Source organism: Aliivibrio sp. S4MY1 (assembly GCF_028765545.1).
Lineage (GTDB): Bacteria > Pseudomonadota > Gammaproteobacteria > Enterobacterales > Vibrionaceae > Aliivibrio.
In genome coordinates, this window is the sequence record NZ_JARACP010000084.1 from 1 (window position 1) to 291 (window position 291).

Consider the following 291-nt stretch of genomic DNA (forward strand, 5'->3'; position numbering starts at 1 on the left):
CCAAGCATGGAGGGATCAACGAGCGAGCGAGCCGTTAATCCGAAATCACGGCTCGTATTGATGAGTAGAGTCTCTAAGGTTTCGTCATAGACCGCGTCCATTGTGATTTTTGAATCAATCATGTTCGCACTCAATGAGCGACCAGACAGACTCATGGAGAATTCACTGCTTGCGGTATTGGTGCTGATGGTGTCGATGGTACCAATGAAGATGCGTTTGTCATCGAGTTTGAATTCAATAGGTAAGGGTTTCGTGATTGCCATTGGCACAATGCGGCAGGTGAAGGTGTGA

The 291-nt window shown here is 47.4% G+C and carries 1 pseudogene; it reads right to left on the reverse strand.

What is annotated here, in order from left to right:
* Positions 1-291 (reverse strand): annotated as a pseudogene (locus PVK71_RS20430) (phage tail protein); the annotation flags it as partial.